Genomic DNA, 19,937 nt, shown 5'->3' with positions numbered 1-19,937 from the left:
ATGATCGCTGGATCAACGTCATGACACAGGACTTGGACAAAGGTCGTAGTTGTCTGTGCAGGCCCTTCCGGGTCTGTCAGAATGCGATGTTATCGGTAACATGAAGATGGGAACAAGGGGCTTTAGACTATGGTAGAGCGTAAGGTAGTGGGGCAACATGGGGCGCCACTGAACTCGGCACGCCGGATTCTGGTCATGGGCGTGTCGGGGTGCGGTAAGTCGACCATTGGCGAGGCGGTAGCAGAACGCATCGGCTGTGCCTACATCGATGGCGACCATTATCATCCGCAGGCTAATATCGACAAGATGTCACGCGGCGAACCCTTGAATGATGACGATCGAGCGGGCTGGCTGGAAAAATTAAGCGAGCTTTTTCAGACGCACCGCGAAAATGATGACACCGTTATCATCGGTTGTTCAGGGCTCAAGCGTTCGTATCGCGATCTTTTACGCAAGGGCGATCCGGAGCTGGTCATTTTATTTCTTGATGGTAGCTACGATCTCATCCTTGAACGGATGCAGGCGCGTCATCATTTCTTCTCGCCGCAAATGTTGAAAAGCCAGTTTGCAACGCTTGAGCGGCCAGGAAGTGACGAAGCAGAGCGGATCGATATCGATGCCGAGTGCGACGTTGTGGTCGATGCCTGCGTAGCGGCTGTTGTACACCGTGACCAGCAGCTAAGTGCTCATCGCTGATCTTTGCGGCTGGCAGATGGTAGCTAAGCGCCGCTCAGCTGCTTCCACGTATGGCGATCTCGTAGCCGGTATCGATACGTGTCTCTTCAGGCGTTTCATCGAGTAAGCGCAGCTTCAGCAGACGTGCCGCCTCAAGGCCGATGCGTCTGCGTGGTGTGACCACGGTAGACAGGGTGGGGAAGGTAGCGTCAGTGATATCGAGGCCATTGTATCCGGCCAGTGCGAGCTGCTCGGGCACGCGGATACCGCGCCGCTGACACTCGAATAGCGCGCCGGCCGCGAGATCATCATTGCAGAAGAAGATAGCGTCGAGTTCGGGCCAGCGCGCCATCAAATCCGCGAGAATATCAGCGCCGAGACGGTAGCTTGAAGGGCGTGTTGTGGTGAGACAGGCGCTATCGTCCATTCTGGCCTCGATCATGGCGCGCCGCCAGCCCGCCAGGCGATTCTGAGCGCGATGGTCCATGCGTGCCCCGCCAAACCCGATCCGTTGGTACCCTGCCTTGATCAGGGCGTGAGTCATGTCGAATCCGGCCTGTTCATGACTGAACCCGACGGCCATGTCGATAGGCTTGGCGGGCAGCTCCATGATTTCCACTACGGGAAGCTGACTGCGTATCAGCAGTTCGCGGGCGCGGTCGGTATGGCGTGAGCCGGAGATGATAAAGCCATCGACGCCATACGATAAGTACGTACTGATCAGGCGCTCTTCCTCGAACGCCGAATAGCTCGAATGCCCGAGCAGAACCTGATAGCCGGTATCGTCAAACACGTCAGCAACGCCGCGCAGCACTTCGGAGAACACCAGGTTGGATAGCGATGGCACGAGTAGCGCAATGGAGTGGCTTCGGGCACTGGCCAGGGCGCCTGCCTGACGATTGGGAATGTAGCCGAGCCGTTCGATCGCTTGCTCGACCCGCTCCTTAAGCTCCGGTGATACGCGATGGGGTTCGCGTAACACGCGTGACACGGTGATCTTGCTGATCCCGACGTACTTGGCAACATCTTGCAGAGTGACACGTCCTGATGAACGACGGGCGCGTCGGACCATAATCTATCCCCAGTTTTTCATGATAGCGGTAACAAACTCACGCCAGTTTATCATGGTCGGGTTCTGCGCTGCGCTTGGACAAAAGGCTCGTCTCCGGACCTGCATTCATTCCCTGTGGGCAGGGAATGAACACAGAACCGGAGCGAGGATCAGGGCGAGAAGATCAGAGGAACATGGCGATCAGCAGGCACATCAATAGCCCGACGATACCGATGATGGTTTCCATTACGGTCCAGCTTTTCAATGTCTGTGCTTCGGTCAGTCCAAAATAGCGGCTGACCAGCCAGAAGCCGGAATCATTGACATGACTTAATGCCGTGGCACCGGAGGCAATGGCAATGACCATCAAGGCCAGGATCGGGCCTTCCAGCCCCATTGTCTCAACCAGAGGCGCCATCAACCCGGCGGCGGTGATCATTGCCACAGTCAGCGAGCCTTGAATGACACGCACGCCAAGTGCAATCAAGAAGGCGAGTACCAGGGGTGGAAGTGCGCTGCTGGCCATCATGTCACCCATGACATCGCCAACACCTGAATCGATCAGGGTCTGCTTGAAGGCGCCACCGGCACCGGTGACGAGGATGATCAGGCCGACCGGTTCGAGCGATTTTGTAGCTACCTTCATCACATCGTCACGCGACAGGCCGCGTTTAGTGCCCAGCGCCGCGAACGAAAGCAGCGTGGCGATCAGCAGTGCGACAATCGGGTCACCGACGAAAGACAGCACCTGAGCAACAAGGTTGCCTTCATCTAAGACCATACCGCTGGCGGTATTAAGCAGAATCAGCACCAACGGCAGTATCAGAATCGAAAAGATCATCTTGAAACTGGGCAGGTCAGCATAGTCGTCACGTACGGCAGGCAGCTCGATATAGTCGGGAATACCGGTCTGAATGCGCTTGGAAATGAAACTGCCGAATATCGGCCCGGCAACGATCATGGCTGGAATACCGGCTATGGCGCCAAACAAAATTACAGAGCCGATGTTGGCGCCGAGCAGGTCGGCTACGGCAATGGGGCCGGGCGTAGGCGGAATGAAACCATGCGTGACGCCAAGCCCCGCCACCAGTGGAATGCCATAGAACAGCAGCGGCTTGCCGGTACGCCGTGTCAGGGCATAGATAAGTGGCACGAGGATGACGAAAGCAACATCGAGAAAGACCGGGATGGCAATCAGGAAACCGGCGATACTGAGCGCCCATTGGGCACGGCCCTCGCCGAAGGTGCGCATCAGCGTGCTGGCCAGCCGGTCAACGCCACCTGATACTTCCAGCATGGCACCGAACATTGCCCCGAGGCCCACCACCGTGGCAACGAATCCGAGCGTGCCGCCCATGCCGGCCTGAATCGTATCGACGATATCGCCAAGCGGCATGCCGGTGATCAGGCCAACGACGATACTGACCAGCAGGAGGGCGACAAAGGCGTGCATACGCCAGCGAATGACGAGCATCAGTAGAACGACAATGCTGAGCGCGGCGCTGACGAGCAACCACGTATCATGTGACATGAGCTTTCTCCTGTGAACTGGCGATCAAGAATTTGTTATTAAAATTCCGGGGTCTCAGGGCGTTAACGAGGCGGATCAGGCCGGATAACCGATGCGCGTCGCGGAAAAAAGCGCCCTTCGCAAAGAGCGCTCATGTGGGTGTATCGATAATGCGGTTTAACCTGGAAGGTGGCGGCTCAGGTCACAGCGCATCGCGGCTGTTTTCGCCATCGATCAGTCGCATCAGACCGAAAGGATTGGCGTTCTTGAGCGGCTCGGGCAGGAAGGCGTCCGGGTAGTTCTGGTAGCACACCGGGCGCAGATAACGCTCAATCGCCAGCGTACCGACCGAGGTGCCGCGCGAATCACTGGTGGCAGGGTAGGGGCCACCGTGAACCATGGCGTCGCAGACTTCCACCCCGGTGGGGTAGCCGTTAAGCAGGACGCGACCGGCGCGCTCTTCAAGAATGGGCAACAGGCCCTGGTGGGTCGTGAGATCGCTCTCTTCCGCAATCAGCGTGGCGGTAAGTTGACCGTTGAGCGAACGTGCTGCCTGCTGTAATTCCTCAGGCGAGTCGACTTCAGTCACTACGGTGCATGGACCAAAAACCTCTTCAAACAGAGGGGACTGATGCTCGAACAGCACGTGCTTTTCGGCCTTGAACAATCGCGCAGCGCCTTGATACTGGCCTTCCGACTCGCCAGTCGCCAATTCTTCGACGCCGTCGAGCGCGTTGAGGCGTTCGACACCACGCTTGTAATTTTCCACCAGGCCGGGGTTGAGCATGACCTGACCCGGCTTGGCCTTTAACTCGTCACCGAGCTTGGCCGTAAAGCGGCTCATCGCCTCGCTCTTGAGGCCGATAATAATGCCTGGATTGGTACAGAACTGGCCGCAGCCGAGGACCACGGAACTGGCCATGTCGACAGCGATTTGTTCACCGCGCTGCTCCAGTGCCTGAGGCAAGACCAGCATCGGGTTGACGCTCGACATCTCGGCAAAGACCGGGATGGGCTCATCACGCTGGCTGGCCAATTCGAACAGGGCCCTGCCGCCTTTCTGTGAGCCGGTAAACCCGACAGCTTTTATCGCTGGTTCCTGCACCAGCTGGGCACCGACGCGGTCACCGTAGACCATGCTGAACACGCCCTTGGGCATGCCGCATTTTTCTACCGCGCGGGTAATGGCATTAGCGACATGCTCGGAGGTCACCATATGACCCGGATGCGCCTTGACTACGACCGGACAGCCGGCAGCCAGTGCCGAAGCGGTGTCGCCACCGCCGACCGAGAACGCAAACGGAAAGTTGCTGGCGCCGAATACGGCGACGGGGCCGAGCGCGACCTTGTACTGGCGAATATCCGGCTTGGGTGGGGTGCGGTCGGCATCGGCACGATCGATGCGCACGCCGAGGTAATCGCCACGACGCAGTACCTTGGCGAACAGGCGCATCTGGTTGCTGGTTCTTGTGCGTTCACCGTTCAGGCGACCTTCGGGCAGGCCCGTCTCGCGAATAACCTCCTTGATAACGTCTTCGCCCAATGTATCGATCTCATCGGCAATCGTCTCAAGGAATGTGGCGCGTACTTCTGGTGAGGTGGTGCGGTAGGCAGCGAAGGCCTCGGCGGCGCTTTCTGCCGCGGTGGTGATTTCTTCCGGCGTTGCTTCGATGAATTTCAGATCAATGACCTGGCCGTCGGCTGCCCCGATGCTCTGTAGCGTCGTGCTGCCCTTGGCGCTGCGTACGCCGGCAATAAAGTTTTGTCCTGTGATCTCGCTCATGTGATCCTCCATGGGATGAGTAATTGTGGCGGTACAAGTAATAACCGTAAGAGACGCCTGATGGCGTTACGAGTGGCGCTCCTGCAGATAGTGATAGAGGGCGCGCGTGCCAAATGTCCAAGGCGCAATGGCATCGCTGCGGTCTACACGATTGATTAACGCGCCAAGACGAGGCGTGGCGATGGTGACGCGGTCGCCAACATGGTGGGTAAAGCCTTGGCCCTGGTCGTCACGGTCATCGATAGGGGAGAACATCGTGCCCAGAAAAAGCATGAAGCCGTCGGGATACTGGTGATGCTCCCCAAAGGTCTGGCCGACAAGGTCGAGCGGGTCACGACTGATTTCCCGCATGTCGCTCGCCCCCTCAAGCAGGAAGCCGTCGTCTTCACCCTCGATGCTCAGGCGCACCTGTGCCTGGCGCATGTCATCAAGCGTGAAATGTTCATCGAACAGACGAATGAAGGGGCCTATAGCGCACGAGCCGTTATTGTCCTTGGCTTTGCCCAGCAGTAACGCGCTGCGTCCTTCGATGTCACGCAAATTGACGTCATTACCGAGTGTGGCACCGCGTACATGCCCGTCGGAACCTACGGCCAGGACAATTTCAGGTTCGGGATTGTTCCACTGCGAGGCGGGATGCAGACCGACATCGGCGCCGAAACCGACCGAGGCCATCGGCTGTGTCTTGGTGAATACTTCGGCGTCCGGCCCGATGCCAACTTCCATGTATTGTGACCAGCCGCCGCGTTTGGTCAGGGCATGCTTGAGCGCGTCAGCTTCCGCTGAGCCGGGCTTGATCCTGGAAAGGTCGGTGCCGATCACCTCCTGCAGTGAGACGCGTATTTCACGTGCTTTGGCAGCGCTGCCACCGGCCTGCTCCTCGATCACCCGTTCGAGCAGGCTGACGGCAAAGGTAACGCCGCAGGCCTTGATCGCCTGCAGGTCGCAAGGTGCGAGCAGGTGTTCGCTATCCGAGGAGGTATCGAGTGAGCGTGTCAGCCATGTCGATACGTCACCCACCATTTCGCCTGAGGCAGAACGCGCTATCTCGACGGCATCGTGACGGTCGAGCAGGTCGGCCATGGTGCTTACGTGAGCCGTAATGTCATAAAGCTTGCCGTCACGTACGGCGACGATGCAGGGGCCACCAGTCGGAGCGCCGCGCCACACGCGGCCGACCAGTATGGCGCGGTCGGCGTCTTCAGGCAGGCAGGTTGTGATATCGATTGAACGCATTATGGGGAGTCCTCTCCTAAAGATGTCCGCCTGTGCCATGGGCATCGGCATCGTAGTACCGATAGTGCGTAATATTGTTCGGATATTGAGTATGCTGCGCTAAATGTCTTACTTATTTATTATATGTACAACATATACATTGGTGGCATAAGCAGGCATATCGATTGCTGCGCAAAAAGGGATGCGGAACGAGTAGCAGAAGAAGGACAGAGAAAGCTGAAAAAAAGCCCTACCGCTTCAGCGGTGCTGAGAGGCGGTAGGGCTGAAAACCATAAAAAGATTACTGAATAAACGTTACTCTTCGATGAACGGCTCCACATCAAGGCGTCGGCCGAGCATGAACGCATCGGCAACATGTTGAAGTGGACGAACGTCCACGTCGCTGCTCTGTGCCTTGATCAGTGTGGCAAAGTGAGCATAAAGGCCTGGGTACTCGGCCTCGTCCTGTGTCAGCTCGACGTGACCATCAATCGCCATCACGCTGCCTCCCTTTGACAGGGTGAGTCGTCCTTCATCGGTATCGATGTGGATGTCCCATGTCTGCGGGCCGGTCTGGCGCCAATCGAACTCGGCACGAATAGGGGTCTGGGATGCATCGATAAAAGACAGATTGGCCGCAATCGGCGCGGCGCGGTTCTGCGGAAAAGAAAGCTCGGCCTCGGTGAGAAAGAACGGCTGTGGCAGGATCGCGGTAATGATGGATAGCGCATTAATGCCTGGATCGAACACGCCGAGCCCACCGGGCTGCCATATCCATTCCTGGCCGGGATGCCAGGTGCGTACATCTTCTTTCCACTGCACGTTGACGGCGCGAACTGCCTTGTCGGCGAGCCAGCGTCGTGCCGGTTCGACTGCGGGGGCATGGCGAGAATGCCATGTGGCAAACAGTGTGCGCCCGGCGCGTTCAGCCTGTGCCGCAAGGTCGTCAACTTCACTCAGTGTAGCGCCAGGCGGTTTCTCAAGCATGACGTGCTTGCCCTGAGCAAGCGCACTGCGCGCTTGGCCATGGCGCACCTGTGGCGGCGTACACAGGGACACCGCATCAAGCTCGGGCATTGACTCGAGCATTTCATCGAGTGTCTTGAAGTTGGCTACATTCTCGAGTGAGGCGTTGCGGCTGGCAACGGCAACCAGTTCATAATCATCGTTGGCCCGTAATGCGGGAAGGTGTTGGTCGCGGGCAATCTTGCCAAAGCCGACGATACCGATCCTGATCTTGCTCATGTCTTATTTCCTTTTGTGGTCGATCTTGCCAGGACGGTTCATAGCATACGCGATGTATCACCATAACGAGGCTCTCTGAGCCCGGGCGTATCGACACGCATCGAAAACAGCGATCCTGACAGCGGCGCAAGGGTAAGGGAATATTCATCCATCCCCTGCCTGGCGCTCGTGACGTAGAGCGTGCGCAGATCCTTATCACCGAAGGCGATCATGGTCGGGTTGGGGACTGGCAGGGGATAGTGGGCCGCGAGCCGGCCCTCGGGAGTGAAACGAGCCACCGCACCGCCGGCGTAGAGTGCGCACCAGTAATATCCTTCGCTATCGACGGCGCCACCATCGGGAAAGCCTGCAATATCAACATCACTGATATCAAGCCACTGCTCGGCAGGGCCGAGCTCGCCACTTGTGATGTCCAAAGCATGCCGTTCAATGATGCGCCGGGGGGAGTCGGCATGATAGAGATAATGGCCATCGGGGCTGAAAGCGAGCCCGTTGGAGATGGTGATCTCATGTTTGATTACAGCGAGCTGGCCTGACTGATACCGATAAAGCGCAGCCGTGGGGCTCGTTTCGGCCTCGTCCAGCGTCCCTATCCAGAGACGTCCAGCCGGGTCGCAGCGACCATCATTGAAGCGGTTGGTCGAGGCGTCTTCGGGGTTGCTGGCCAGGCAGTCAAGCTTGCGGCCTTTCTGATCCAGGCGCCAGATCCCCGAGCGCAGCCCGGCGACAAAACCACCTTCTTCATGCAGTGCAATGCAGCCTATCGCCTCATCCAGCGTGACAATACTGTGAGCGTTACGTGCGCTATCAAGACGGTGAAGCTGGGCGGCATGAATATCGACCCAATAAAGCACTTGATGTTCTGCGTCCCAGACCGGGCACTCACCAAGTGTCATTTGCAGCGGAAGATGCACCTTGAACATGGCTGGCGTCTCTGACTATAGCGTCACGTGTTATTAAGATGAGCGAAGGCGTAGTGCGCGCTGACAAGAACGTTGTTAGTGGTTATGGCGCGCTTCGCCGCGATTCTCAATGATGCGAATGTATTGTGTGGCGGGCTCCATGCAGGCGCCTTGACCATGCTGACCGACGGTGCGGCGATGCATTTCCTCCCACGGGCTCTGGTTGATCAGACTGGGTGGCGTCCAAGCCGCGCGGCGACGTTCGAACTCGGCATCGTCAATCAGCACATCGACGCGATACTCGTTGAGGTCGATGCGCACCCGGTCGCCATTGTTGAGCAGGGCTAAATTGCCGCCGACCGCAGCTTCAGGCGAGACATTGAGAATCGATGGGCTGGCCGAGGTGCCGCTCTGGCGGCCATCGCCCAGGGTTGGCAGGACATTGATGCCTTTCTTGAGCAGCGCCGCTGGAGGAAGCATGTTGACCACCTCGGCGCCGCCGGGGTAGCCGACCGGCCCGCAGTTGCGGATCACCAGCAAAGAGTGTTCATCGACGCCAAGCTCAGGGTCGTCGATACGCTCGTGATAGTCTTCCGGCCCCTCAAAGACGACAGCATTACATTCGAAGACGTTGGGATGTTCCGGATCCTCAAGGAAGCGGTGACGAAATTCGGGGTCGATCACGCTGATCTTCATCACCGCGCTATCGAACAGGTTGCCTTTCAATACCACGTAGCCGGCGGCTTCACGCAGCGGCTCAGTGTAGCGCCGGATCACCTCACGGTCGGGTTCGGGCCCGCTGGCCAAGTCCTCGGCCAGCGTATGGCCAGTAACGGTGCGCACCTCGCCGTGGATCACGCCGGCATCAAGCAGCTCCTTCATCACCGCCGGTACGCCACCGGCGCGGTGGAAGGCTTCGCCCAGGTAGCGGCCCGCCGGCTGGCAGTCGACCAGCATTGGAATATCCTTGCCGAGTTGGTGCCAGTCGTCGAGATCATGTTCGACCCCCATATGGCGGGCGATGGCGATCATATGAATCGGACAGTTCGATGACCCTCCCAGCGCGGCCGCAGCCACCACTGCGTTCTTGAAAGCTTCATGCGTCATGATGTCGGAAGGGCGTAGGTTCTCATGCACCATATCCACGATGCGCTTGCCGGTGGCGTAGGACATCCAGCCGCGTTCGCGGTATGGCGCAGGGATCGCTGCACAGCCGGGCAACGACATGCCAAGCGCCTCGGCCAGTGAGTTCATCGACAGCGCTGTACCCATCGTATTGCAGTGACCGATCGAGGGCGATGAAGAGGCGACCATCTGCATGAACTGGGAGTAATCAATCTGCCCGGCGGCATGCTGCTTACGCGCTTCCCAGATCACCGTGCCCGAGCCCGATAGCTTGCCTTGCCACCAGCCATCCAGCATCGGCCCACCGGAGAGCACAATCGAGGGGATGTTGACCGTGGCCGCAGCCATCAGGCAGGCAGGCGTTGTCTTGTCGCAGCCGGTCAGCAATACCACGCCATCGAGCGGATAGCCGTGCAGTATCTCGACCAGTCCCATGTAGGCAAGGTTGCGATCGAGGGCGGCGGTGGGGCGGCGGCCTTGTTCGGCCAGCGGATGAACGGGGAATTCCAGCGGAAGCCCCCCAGCATCACGAATGCCCGCCTTGACGCGCTGCGCCAGCTCAATGTGATGGCGGTTGCAGGGCACCAGATCGCTGCCGGTCTGGGCAATGCCGATAATCGGTTTGCCTGACTGCAGTTCTTCCAGCGTGATGCCGCTGTTCATGTAGCGCTCCACGTACATCGCCGTCATGCCCGGATTATCCGGATTATCGAACCAGTTGCGCGAACGCAGGCGCGGTTGGCTATTGGGGCGGTCCGTCATGGTTATGTCCTCGCTCAATACGAGTGCAGAGCGCTAAATGCTCCACAGTGCTGAATGAGGCCAATGTTATACATAGTGCTTTAATGTTCAACATATGCTTTGGTGGCATGAACGTTCAGCGCCGCGCCGTGGCGCCTGCCATGAAAACGGTGTGAAGGCCGTCAGCATCAGCGGGATTGAGGAAAGATCACTCTAGGATGAGGTAGTAGTCGTTCGGCACACGATACGATGCCAAGGCGGGCTTAATAAGATGGTTCGACAAACTGCGCCTGGATCAGCCCGGCATGTGGATCAAGGCCGAGTGCCAGCGCCGTGCCTTCAAGTACAGCCTGGGCGGCATGAAACGCCTTCTGAGGCTGGCGCATGCGGATGGCTTCCATCAGGGTGCGATGACGTTCAAGGCTCTGCTCCGGGTCGGTTGCGGTAATGTTGGACTCGGCAATCAGCAAATGAATCGAGGGGCGCAGTACATGGGAAAGCTGGGCCCAGACAATATTGTGTGTGGCCTTGAAGATCGCGACGTGGAACGCGACGTCGAAATCGGTATGAATGTGACGCTCTTCAGATGACTCCGAGTGGCGGAGATTCTGCCCCATGCCGTGAAACGCTTCTTCTATGGCGACAAGGTCGTGTGCAGTGGCCTTGCTTGCTGCCGTCATGGCGACAAAGGGCTCGACGGTCAGTCGAAATGCGAGCACCTCGCGCTGAATTTCCTGATTCGGTGCGGCAAAGCGTGTCATCCACTCGGTGACCACCGGGTCGAGGATATTCCATTCCGAGTATTCACGTACCTTTGAGCCGTAACCTGAGATGCGCTCAATAATGCCGCCATCGACCAGCTGGCTGAGATGACGCCGTACCACGCTGCGGCTAAGTGAAAAACGCTCGCAGATTTCGAGTTCCTTGGGAATGAAGTCACCGGGCTGATACAGACCGGAGAAGATATCCTTGATCAGGATCTCGGCAACGTTGGCCTTCTTGTCATCTGAGCGAGCATTCATAGGTACTGTTTTTCTCTGGCAAGCCTTTGGCAAATGGCGAACACCCGGTGTTGACGAGGTGTTATCGGCGAGAGTGGGTAGTCTAGCACGAGTCAAAAACCCGCTTTAGCCCATCGATAGCATCAGCAACATCAAGGGCGGCGATAGTAATGACAACAAAAAACCGCTGGCCAGTGCCATCGGTACGCAGGTAATGCCTCCGGCGCGCTGAATGACGGGGAGAGTAACGTCCATGGCCGTGGCGCCGCAGTAACCTACGGCAACGCCCGGCATGCGGCGGATCACTATCGGGATCAACAGCACGGCAAAAAGTTCGCGGGCCAGATCATTGATAAAGGCTACGGAACCGAGCAACGGGCCGAGTTGGTCGCCGATCACGATGCCTGAAAGCGAGTACCAGCCGAAACCGGAGGCCAGTGCCATAGCGTCGGTAATACGCCAACCGAATAGCGGAGCGACACTCACTCCAGCCAGCAATGAACTCAATGCGACAACGACCGCAATGCTCAAGCCACTGCGATTGAGCAGTACCTGACGAAGCGACATGCCGGAAAGCCTTAGCTGAATGCCAATCAGGCCAAGTAACACATAGAGTGCAATTTCGACGCCCTTGGCTGCATAGGTAGTCAGTGTCGGCAGGAACAGGCCCAATGCGAGACCGCACGCCACGATCGCTGCCAAACGAATCGAGCCCGCCAACGCCTTGATAGTATCGCTGGCCGAAGCTGGTGGGAGGGGCGCTCGTTCCGCCCCGCGGTGTACATTCAAGCGCCAGGCCAAGAGCCACAGGGCGATCAGATTGAACAGGGCAAGCGCACAGAACAGAGCGCCAGCTTGTGCGCCAATGCGCATGAACTGCCCCGCTAAATCATCAATGCCTGCCAGATCAAGCCCCATCAGAAAGACGATGATATACACCGCCGCGTTAACGCTATGGTCGATGGCAGTACGCAGTGGCGTAAGGCGTGCACTCGCGGCGTAGCCAACGATTAATGGCAGTAGTAACAGCAATAGATCCAGCAGCATCGGGATGTAACCCCTGACCCATGGAAAGGGGCGTAAGCTTACGTGAGCTATCGAAGCGGCAAAAGCCCGATACGCTACCCGGCAGTAAATGCTGCCATTTCCATATGGCTATCAAGTTCGCCGTTTTTGAAGTAGTTGACCTTGATCAAGAGCCCCGGATAACGCGGCGATACATAGAAGTGAAAACAGCGCTTAGGCTTCTTCTCGTCCCAGAGTTCGACATGAAGAGTTTGCCATTGCCCCGCAGGCACCGTGATCTGCTCCCGGCCTCGAATGCGATAGCGCATGGTATGCGGCTTTTTCTTGTGGTCGAGATAGCGAAGTTCGCAGGGAGGATTGGCTGTGCCTGTGCACGAAACGGTATCAATGGTACGTCCCAGCGCAACCAGTGCCGTCTGGCGGTCAGGCAGGGCAGCCATGGCGTTAGCGTCCAGATGGTAATCATCACCGAAACCGAACAGACGGTAGCGGCTGTAGTAATCGATGGGCTGCAAGTGTTCATCCCTGACGCGAAAGCGACCATACTCGCGCCCGGTTGCGATCTTGATCGAGGCGAACATGGTGCTTTTCCACACGCCATCCTGCACTTCCAGAGTATGTTCCACCACAGCCTGGGGCCAGTCGCCAGCCTTGAGGTGATAGCTCGCCTGGAAGGGAACAAGATCGTTGGCCCAGGCGCTACTGCTCAGTAACAAAGCTATCAGTGAGATGGTCAGACGACGCATGGCGTTCACTCCTTGAAACGAATCCTGAAAATAGATGAAGCAGTGTTTCCTGTGGCATCGGGTGCCGCTGAAAGTGCCTCGGAAGATAGAGCTCGCCTGCTACGCTGTAATGACTCGCTTTAGCGGTTTAAGTAGCGTTATAAGTGCAATCATGGCGGCCTATTCACGTCACGGCCCTTTACAAGGAGTATGGTTATGGCTCGTATCTTGTTACTCGCCGGTGATTTCGTCGAGGATTATGAAGTCATGGTGCCTTTCCAGGCCCTGCAGGCCATGGGACACACGGTAGATGCGGTATGCCCGGACAAGAGTGAAGGAGAGACCATCAAAACCGCGATCCACGATTTTGATGGTGCGCAGACCTATTCGGAAAAACCCGGCCATCTGTTCGTACTCAACGCCACCTTCGATGAGATTGATGTTGACGACTACGATGCGCTGGTGGTGCCCGGTGGCCGCGCACCGGAGTATCTGCGCTTGAACAAGGAAGTGCTGAAGATCGTGCGGCACTTCTTCGAGGGCAACAAGCCGATGGGGGTGATCTGTCACGGTGTGCAAATTCTGGCGGCGGCAGTCTCACTGAAAGGACGGCGTATTTCTGCCTATCCTGCCTGTGCCCCGGAAGTGCGCCTCGCTGGCGGCGAGTTCGTCGAACTTGAAGTTGATGCAGCGATTACCTGCGGCAAGCTGGCTACCGCGCCGGCCTGGCCTGCCCATCCCGAATGGCTGCGTCAATTCGCAGCGCTGCTCGATTGAGCGAATAGTGTTAACTCTTCCCGTGCTACCCAAAGGCTATTAGCTGTCGATAAAACGCCACCTCCGGGTGGCGTTTTATCATCTATCCGGTACCCCTTTACGTTTATAGCCAGCCTTTGTACTTGAAGTACAGATACGGCGAGATGCCCGAGAGTACCATCAGGCCAAGCGCAAAGGGATAGCCGAATGACCAGTTCAGCTCGGGCATGATATCGAAGTTCATGCCATAGATGCTGGCGATCATGGTGGGCGGCAGGAACACCACGGCGGCGATCGAGAAGGTCTTGATAATCTGGTTCTGCTCGATATTGATAAACCCCTGGGTGGAGTCCATCAGGAAGTTGATCTTGTCGAACAAAAAGGCAGTGTGTGACATCAGGGTGTCAACATCACGCATCACTTCACGAGCAACTTCCTGCAGCTCGCCGCGATCGCGCAGATTACGCTGCAAAAAGGCAACCGAGCGCTGAGTGTCCGTCAGGCACAGGCGAATCTTGCCTGTACTGTCTTCCAGTTTGGCGAGCTGATCGATGGCATCTTCAAGATCAGCATCGTTGTCCTCCAATACGAGGTGACTGACGTTTTCCAGATGGCGGTGCATGTCTTCGACGCTGTCCGCGAGGTTTTCGACTTTCTGATCGAAAATGGTCAGCATCAGTTCCTGCACCGAGCTTGCTTCTATCTGCCCGCGGCGTGCGCGCATGCGCAGCAAGCGAAAGTCTGCCAAGTCACCTTCACGGAAGGTGATCAGTCGTCCGGGTTGAAGGATAAAGGCTACGGTTGTCGTACCGTGCCGGCCTTCACTTTGCGTCAGAAAAAGCGAGTGGACATGAATGCCATCGGCATCGACAAAATAGCGCGCCGATGATTCGATCTCCTCGACATCATGTGTCGCCGGCAACTCATCGGCCAGAAAGCTGTTGAGCGCTTCTCGCTCATCTTCGGTGGGCTCGTGGGCATCGATCCAGGCCGCTTTGGTCAGGCGTGTATTAAGCGAGGTGTCAGTCTCGGAGACTTCCTGAATGGCGTTGCGAGCAAGATTGAAGGTCCGAATCATGACGATATTTCCTTGATCAGTAGCAGGGCACTGGCACGGCTGACAAGTGGGCCGGTACCTCTTTTAATTGAGACATCGGCCGAGTTCTGTTAGGGACTCGTAGTCTCTTGTTCATGAGAAATGATGTCCTGCAGTAGGCCAACCCCATCCATTGCGCTGGCAAACATGCCGGTATGTAGGCTTACGTCATCATACTGGTGTGACAGGCATGGCATAAAACTACATTTTTTCTCATCGACTCAACGTTATCCTAGGCTAAAAGCGCAGGAGAGGCATTTTCGCCGCGAGCAGCGGTAGGGTCGGCCGGTCACCGGGTCAGAAGTGAAACGGGCGAAGATGATCCCTCCCCCGTGATCAACGTGGATATATGCCGGTTTAATAGCCCGCTTCAACCTGCACGGCCTCGATAGCGTCTCCACGCTCAAGGCGCAGGATGTTGCCAGCGATTTGATCGGCGGCCTGCTCGACAGGGGTTGGCGCGGCAATATGCGGAGTAATGCGAATTCTCGGATGCGTCCACAATGGGCTGTCCTGTGGCAGCGGCTCCTCAGGAAAAACGTCGAGCAGAGCACCACGCAGTTGGCCGCTCTCGATTGCTGTCAGCAGAGCGTCAATATCCAGCGTGCTGCCACGCCCTGGATTGATCAACGCTGCACCGCGCGGCAGCCGGTCAAGTTTCTGCGCATCGAGCAGGCCTTGGGTGGCGGAGGTACCCGGCAGCAGGTTGATCAGGATGCGGGCATGGCTTAGTACGTCATCGAGCCCATCATCTCCATGATGACATCTGACATTGTCGAGGACTTTCGGCGAGCGGCTCCAGCCATGAACGGGATAGCCCTGAGCCGCCAGATGGCCTGCAACATGACGGCCAATCGCACCGAGACCCAGTACACCAACGGGCCAGGCGCTTTTGGCTTCGAGTAGTTGCTCCTGCCATGAAGAGTGCTGTTCTTGTGCCAGATAGGTATCGAAGTTGCGGTGGAAGTGCAGTACGCCGTAATGAACGTAATCGGCCATGGTATCGGCCATGCCGGCGTCACGCAGCTTGAGAATGGGCACGCCGCGTGGCAGCGCAGGATTGGCAAGCAGAGCGTCGACGCCCGCCCCCAGATTCAGTATCGCCTTGAGGCGGTGATCCTGAGCATTGAAAAGCGAGGCGGGCGGCTTCCAGACCACCAGATAATCGGCCGGCTGTTCGCCGTCATCATCACTTGTCAGCAGCGTCGCATTGGGCAGGCGTGTTTTAAGCGCCTCACGCCAATGGTGGTTGTCAGGTCCATGAATCAAAACGCGCATTGCTCCCTCCGCCTGGTGTTGTTTGCCTCACTCTATACCAAGCGTCAGGGCGGAGCATCCGTGAATCTGACGCTATGTGGCCGCGAGCTAGGCGGGCTCTGGTAGCGAGAGCAGCAGGCGTTGCTCCGGTGGCTCGGCAAGGGGTGGGCAATTTTCAAGCTCTCGGGCCAGCGCTTTGAAATCGAGGATTGCCAAGCTGCGCCGCCGTGACGTCGCGCCTACCAGATAGAGATGCTTGGCGCGCTTGAAAAGACTATCACCATCCTGATTAAGCGGATTCCAGCGCATGGGCGGGTTATCCCACGAGGTTTCGATAAACTCCATGGCATCAATGCTTTCGACAATGAAGCCGAACGTGGCCTGACAACTTTGCACCAATAGCACTTTATGGTTTGAAGTGAAACTGCGTGCTGGATGATCCTGCAGCATGCCTAGGTCAATAAGCGAGACAATGCGGCCACGATGGTCGGTCATGCCGACCAGCATATCGCCCGATTCTCCAATGCGGATGAAATCGGTCGGCATGGAAATGATCTCGACAATGTCATCGAGCGCCGCATAGAGCTTGCTGCACGAATGAAAGACAAGATAGGCGCGACGCTTGTAAGACTTGCATACCAGCGCTTTTGATGTCGCTGGTGTCATGTGTTGCGCTGACTCTGCATTGTGCGCCTTGGTCAGCGAGCGTACTTCTTCTCTGTTTAGCAGCGCGTCATGATCAAGCAGCAAATATTCCTTCTGGGAGGTGTCATTGAGAATGCCGTGGAACATTTCGGGCCGCTTTAGGCCGACGCCCGACATGGGCATGGTATTGCCCTCATGACGTTGAATAATGCCAATCACACCATCGATTAACAGACCAATACGGCTGTGAGGTGATTCCAGCAGAAGCAGCTGCGTTTTGCCGTCGGCCTTTTCATCACCGTGTCGGCTCAGGCCGAGCAGAGCGCGTAGATTCAGGGCAGGCACCATCGAGCCACGGTACGTAAAGAAGCCGTAATACAACTGGTTGCTAAGCGGCGCAGCTTCGATAGTCGGTTGCTCTACGATATGCAGTACGCTGGCGGCTGGAAAGCAGCAATATAAGCCATCGCAACTAAACAGCAGGTAATGCTTCAGTTGGCCGCGCATGGCGCTTTTCGGCAGATGGGTGGCGTGCTTCTGTTTGCCAATTTTTTCCGACGGGTAGGCGACAAGAACGTCAGGCCGGCTGAAGAGCGCCGGTACATTGAGTATATAGACGGGACGTTCATTTTCGTCGCTCAGAAACATGCCGCGCAGTAAGGAATGGTGGGGCGCCGAGTTGGCGCCCAGCCGTTCTACTTTGCATTCATCGACACTGAGCACATGAGAAATCTCATCGACGGCCAGGCCGATGCGTCCACCGTCTCGAACGACAATCGCGATGCGCTTGGGCGCAGCGACCGGCTCGTGATGACTAAGCGACAGTAATCGGTGTAAATCGATCACAGGGACAATAGCGCCACGCAGCGAAAAATTGCCAAGCATGCCTTCCGGTGCAAGGGGCTGAGGCGTCAGCGTCGCGGGAAAATCAACGACTTCACGCAGCGATGCAATCGGCAGGGCAACTTCGATGCCGCCCAGTTGCAGCACACCATAGGTTTGCTTGCTACTCATGACACGCTCATGACCTGGGTAGCGCTAGCACCGTGCGACTTGGAGGATGACCCAAGCCCGCTCATGTCGGTAACTTCAGTCAAATCATGAATCAGGTCGCTGACGTGTGCGGCAGTGGTCAGCTGTTCCTGGCTGGTGGTGTCAATCTCACTGATGGCGCTGCTAGTACGTTCGACTCCGCTAACAATACGTTCAAAGGCATCATTTGCCTTGTGAGAAATATCATTACCCACACCAATGCGTTTGATCGACTCATTGAGCAGCTTGTTGATCTCACGCGTGGCCAGAGACGATTTCTCGGCCAGCTTGCGTACTTCATCCGCGACAACAGAGAATCCCAGCCCGTGTTCGCCAGCGCGTGCTGCTTCAATGGCAGCATTGAACGCCAACAGGTTGGTCTGGCTGGCTATTTCGCCGATCACCTTGACGATATCGTCAATATCTTCGGCAGACTTCTGGATGGCCTCCATCGCTTCGATGGACTTTATCAGCGCCTTGGAGCCTTGCTTGGCTTCGTTTTGAGTATCACGTGCCAGGCTATTAGCCGTAGATGAACTATCAGCAATGGCATTGATCGACGCGACCAGGCTGGTGATCGAGTCTGTCATTGAGGAAGTCTTTGCCTGAATGTTGCGTTCAAGCGCGACCTGCGCGGTGATATCAGTGGCGAATTTGACGACCTTGTAGGGCTTTCCGCTGGCATCAAAAATAGGGTTATAGGTCGCCTGAATCCATACTTCACGACCATGCTTGCCGACGCGCAGGAATCTGTCATTGAACAGTTCTCCACGTCCCAGCTTCAGCCAGAAATCACGATACTCACTGGACACAATGTACTCAGGCGTACAGAACATGCGGTGGTGCTGGTCTTTGATCTCGTTACGGGCGTAGCCCATGGTGTCGAGGAAATTCTGGTTGGCATCTAGAATGTTGCCTTGCAGATCGAACTCGACCACGGCCTGAGCGCGGCTGATGGCGTTGACCTTGCCTTCATATTCCGCATTCTTGGCTTTGGCGGCCGTAATGTCGGTGGCGAACTTGACGATCTTGTAGGGTTTACCTTCGGCGCAGAGGATCGGGTTATAGGTCGCTTGAATCCAGACTTCACGCCCATCCTTACCCAGACGCATGTACTCGCCGCTGTCGAACTCACCGCTTGAAAGCTTGTTCCAGAACGCTTTATAAGCGTCGCTATAAATATGGCTTTCCTCGCAGAACATGCGGTGATGCTGACCCTGAACCTCTTCCAATGTGTAACCGAGTACGTCCAGGAAGTTCTGATTGGCTGTCAGCACATGACCTTGTAGATCGAATTCCACTACGGCTTGAGCGCGACTGATGGCATTGATTCTGCTGAGGTAATCCGCGCTCTTGAGTTTGGCCGCAGTAATGTCGGTGGCAAACTTGACGATCTTGTGAGGCTTGCCGTTGGCATCGTTTACCGGGTTATAACTCGCCTGAATCCATACCTCACGTCCGTTTTTGCCAATGCGCTTGTATTCGCCACTGTCAGGCTCGCCGTTGCCGAGCTTTTTCCAGAAACCTGCATAGGCATCGCTGTAGGCGTAGCTTTCCTCACAGAACATCCGATGATGCCTACCCTGAATTTCTTCTAAGGTATAACCGAGCGCGTCCAGAAAGTTCTGGTTAGCTGTCAGCACATGACCGTGCAGGTCAAATTCGATGATGGCCTGGATACGGTTGATAGCTTCCCAGAGAGACGTAAGGTTCTCATGGTGTTGCGTTACTGTGTTATTGCTCATGGTCGCTCTCTGAGATAGTGGATCGAGGCTAACGCTGACAGAGCGTTGTGTTATCGATCAGACGCTTTGTTGAACACGAAGAGGGCCGGGCGCCGATAGCGGGCAATCTGTGATGCTTTTCAGCGAGCATGCCGGGTCAGTCTCTCGTTTGCTGCGTTGCGAGTTATCGACCGAGTTTCATTTGCCTTAAGCAAAATTCAGACTACAAAGGGGGTGCGTTGTGCATAGCAGTAGTCATGACAGACAGACCGCGTCACATCTGGAAATAGACGAGGGCGTTGAGATATGAGTGGGGATTGAAACCACCACGATGAGGCAGTGATAAAGCTTTTGACGTAGCTGCCGGGGCGAGTGCAGACTCAAAGCAGAAAATGAAAAAATATTGACCTGAATCACGCCGCTACACA

The 19,937-nt window shown here is 56.7% G+C and carries 16 protein-coding genes; 2 read left to right on the top strand and 14 right to left on the bottom strand.

All coding sequences use genetic code 11. The features are described 5' to 3' along the window. Positions 1-129 precede the first annotated feature (129 nt). Positions 130-696 carry a gluconokinase gene (locus tag C3Z11_RS09280; protein ID WP_106477624.1) on the top strand — a complete coding sequence of 189 codons (567 nt, stop codon included), beginning with the start codon at positions 130-132 and terminating at the stop codon, positions 694-696. 34 nt (positions 697-730) lie between these two features. Here C3Z11_RS09280 and C3Z11_RS09275 read toward each other — a convergent pair whose 3' ends face one another. The 10 genes from C3Z11_RS09275 to C3Z11_RS09230 form a co-directional block, all read right to left on the bottom strand. Continuing rightward, positions 731-1,747, bottom strand: a complete 1,017-nt coding sequence (locus tag C3Z11_RS09275) for an HTH-type transcriptional regulator GntR (protein ID WP_106477623.1) — start codon at positions 1,745-1,747, stop codon at positions 731-733. 163 nt (positions 1,748-1,910) lie between these two features. Continuing rightward, complete coding sequence (locus C3Z11_RS09270; protein WP_106477622.1) at positions 1,911-3,257, bottom strand: GntP family permease; 1,347 nt, start codon at positions 3,255-3,257, stop codon at positions 1,911-1,913. 181 nt (positions 3,258-3,438) lie between these two features. Then, on the bottom strand, positions 3,439-5,019 hold the full coding sequence (locus C3Z11_RS09265) for an aldehyde dehydrogenase (NADP(+)) (protein WP_106477621.1): 1,581 nt from the start codon (positions 5,017-5,019) through the stop codon (positions 3,439-3,441). Between the two features lie 66 nt (positions 5,020-5,085). Next, positions 5,086-6,255: a fumarylacetoacetate hydrolase family protein gene (locus tag C3Z11_RS09260; protein ID WP_106477620.1), complete on the bottom strand. Its 1,170-nt coding sequence runs from the start codon at positions 6,253-6,255 to the stop codon at positions 5,086-5,088. A gap of 294 nt (positions 6,256-6,549) precedes the next feature. Then, the gene (locus C3Z11_RS09255; protein WP_106477619.1) at positions 6,550-7,479 is read right to left on the bottom strand and encodes a Gfo/Idh/MocA family protein; all 930 of its coding nucleotides are present in this window, start codon (positions 7,477-7,479) and stop codon (positions 6,550-6,552) included. A gap of 38 nt (positions 7,480-7,517) precedes the next feature. Beyond that, the gene (locus C3Z11_RS09250; protein WP_106477618.1) at positions 7,518-8,402 is read right to left on the bottom strand and encodes an SMP-30/gluconolactonase/LRE family protein; all 885 of its coding nucleotides are present in this window, start codon (positions 8,400-8,402) and stop codon (positions 7,518-7,520) included. A gap of 75 nt (positions 8,403-8,477) precedes the next feature. Next, the gene (locus C3Z11_RS09245) at positions 8,478-10,268 is read right to left on the bottom strand and encodes an IlvD/Edd family dehydratase (RefSeq protein WP_106477617.1); all 1,791 of its coding nucleotides are present in this window, start codon (positions 10,266-10,268) and stop codon (positions 8,478-8,480) included. Between the two features lie 242 nt (positions 10,269-10,510). Continuing rightward, positions 10,511-11,269: a FadR/GntR family transcriptional regulator gene (locus C3Z11_RS09240; RefSeq protein ID WP_106477616.1), complete on the bottom strand. Its 759-nt coding sequence runs from the start codon at positions 11,267-11,269 to the stop codon at positions 10,511-10,513. Positions 11,270-11,374: 105 nt separating this feature from the next. Continuing rightward, on the bottom strand, positions 11,375-12,295 hold the full coding sequence (locus tag C3Z11_RS09235) for a lysine exporter LysO family protein (protein ID WP_106477615.1): 921 nt from the start codon (positions 12,293-12,295) through the stop codon (positions 11,375-11,377). Between the two features lie 74 nt (positions 12,296-12,369). Next, on the bottom strand, positions 12,370-13,020 hold the full coding sequence (locus tag C3Z11_RS09230; RefSeq protein ID WP_106477614.1) for a DUF3108 domain-containing protein: 651 nt from the start codon (positions 13,018-13,020) through the stop codon (positions 12,370-12,372). 189 nt (positions 13,021-13,209) lie between these two features. On the opposite strand from C3Z11_RS09230, the gene C3Z11_RS09225 reads away from it, so the two are divergent. Further along, positions 13,210-13,776 (top strand): DJ-1/PfpI family protein, encoded by a 567-nt coding sequence (locus tag C3Z11_RS09225; protein WP_262927315.1) that lies wholly within the window; start codon positions 13,210-13,212, stop codon positions 13,774-13,776. Positions 13,777-13,879: 103 nt separating this feature from the next. Here C3Z11_RS09225 and corA read toward each other — a convergent pair whose 3' ends face one another. The 4 genes from corA to C3Z11_RS17180 form a co-directional block, all read right to left on the bottom strand. Next, entirely contained in the window at positions 13,880-14,833 is a 954-nt protein-coding gene (gene corA / locus C3Z11_RS09220) for a magnesium/cobalt transporter CorA (RefSeq protein ID WP_106477612.1), read from the bottom strand. A gap of 375 nt (positions 14,834-15,208) precedes the next feature. Then, the gene (locus C3Z11_RS09215) at positions 15,209-16,129 is read right to left on the bottom strand and encodes a 2-hydroxyacid dehydrogenase (RefSeq protein WP_106477611.1); all 921 of its coding nucleotides are present in this window, start codon (positions 16,127-16,129) and stop codon (positions 15,209-15,211) included. 87 nt (positions 16,130-16,216) lie between these two features. Further along, complete coding sequence (locus C3Z11_RS09210) at positions 16,217-17,767, bottom strand: chemotaxis protein CheW (RefSeq protein WP_106477610.1); 1,551 nt, start codon at positions 17,765-17,767, stop codon at positions 16,217-16,219. Continuing rightward, positions 17,764-19,530, bottom strand: coding sequence for a methyl-accepting chemotaxis protein (locus C3Z11_RS17180; protein WP_106477609.1), 1,767 nt, complete (start codon positions 19,528-19,530; stop codon positions 17,764-17,766). Before C3Z11_RS17180 ends, C3Z11_RS09210 begins: the two co-directional genes overlap by 4 nt. Between the last annotated feature and the right edge of the window lie 407 nt (positions 19,531-19,937).

Source organism: Phytohalomonas tamaricis, from assembly GCF_003012345.1.
GTDB classification, from domain to species: domain Bacteria; phylum Pseudomonadota; class Gammaproteobacteria; order Pseudomonadales; family Halomonadaceae; genus Phytohalomonas; species Phytohalomonas tamaricis.
The sequence above is the reverse complement of the archived record's forward strand: the minus strand, read 5'-3'. Positions and strand labels throughout refer to the sequence as shown.

Coding starts and splice junctions, on each gene's coding strand:
- C3Z11_RS09280 (WP_106477624.1), top strand. CDS start 130: ATGGTAGAGCGTAAGGTAGTGGGGCAACATGGGGCGCCACTGAACTCG.
- C3Z11_RS09275 (WP_106477623.1), bottom strand. CDS start 1,747: ATGGTCCGACGCGCCCGTCGTTCATCAGGACGTGTCACTCTGCAAGAT.
- C3Z11_RS09270 (WP_106477622.1), bottom strand. CDS start 3,257: ATGTCACATGATACGTGGTTGCTCGTCAGCGCCGCGCTCAGCATTGTC.
- C3Z11_RS09265 (WP_106477621.1), bottom strand. CDS start 5,019: ATGAGCGAGATCACAGGACAAAACTTTATTGCCGGCGTACGCAGCGCC.
- C3Z11_RS09260 (WP_106477620.1), bottom strand. CDS start 6,255: ATGCGTTCAATCGATATCACAACCTGCCTGCCTGAAGACGCCGACCGC.
- C3Z11_RS09255 (WP_106477619.1), bottom strand. CDS start 7,479: ATGAGCAAGATCAGGATCGGTATCGTCGGCTTTGGCAAGATTGCCCGC.
- C3Z11_RS09250 (WP_106477618.1), bottom strand. CDS start 8,402: ATGTTCAAGGTGCATCTTCCGCTGCAAATGACACTTGGTGAGTGCCCG.
- C3Z11_RS09245 (WP_106477617.1), bottom strand. CDS start 10,268: ATGACGGACCGCCCCAATAGCCAACCGCGCCTGCGTTCGCGCAACTGG.
- C3Z11_RS09240 (WP_106477616.1), bottom strand. CDS start 11,269: ATGAATGCTCGCTCAGATGACAAGAAGGCCAACGTTGCCGAGATCCTG.
- C3Z11_RS09235 (WP_106477615.1), bottom strand. CDS start 12,295: ATGCTGCTGGATCTATTGCTGTTACTACTGCCATTAATCGTTGGCTAC.
- C3Z11_RS09230 (WP_106477614.1), bottom strand. CDS start 13,020: ATGCGTCGTCTGACCATCTCACTGATAGCTTTGTTACTGAGCAGTAGC.
- C3Z11_RS09225 (WP_262927315.1), top strand. CDS start 13,210: ATGGTTATGGCTCGTATCTTGTTACTCGCCGGTGATTTCGTCGAGGAT.
- corA (WP_106477612.1), bottom strand. CDS start 14,833: ATGATTCGGACCTTCAATCTTGCTCGCAACGCCATTCAGGAAGTCTCC.
- C3Z11_RS09215 (WP_106477611.1), bottom strand. CDS start 16,129: ATGCGCGTTTTGATTCATGGACCTGACAACCACCATTGGCGTGAGGCG.
- C3Z11_RS09210 (WP_106477610.1), bottom strand. CDS start 17,767: ATGAGTAGCAAGCAAACCTATGGTGTGCTGCAACTGGGCGGCATCGAA.
- C3Z11_RS17180 (WP_106477609.1), bottom strand. CDS start 19,530: ATGAGCAATAACACAGTAACGCAACACCATGAGAACCTTACGTCTCTC.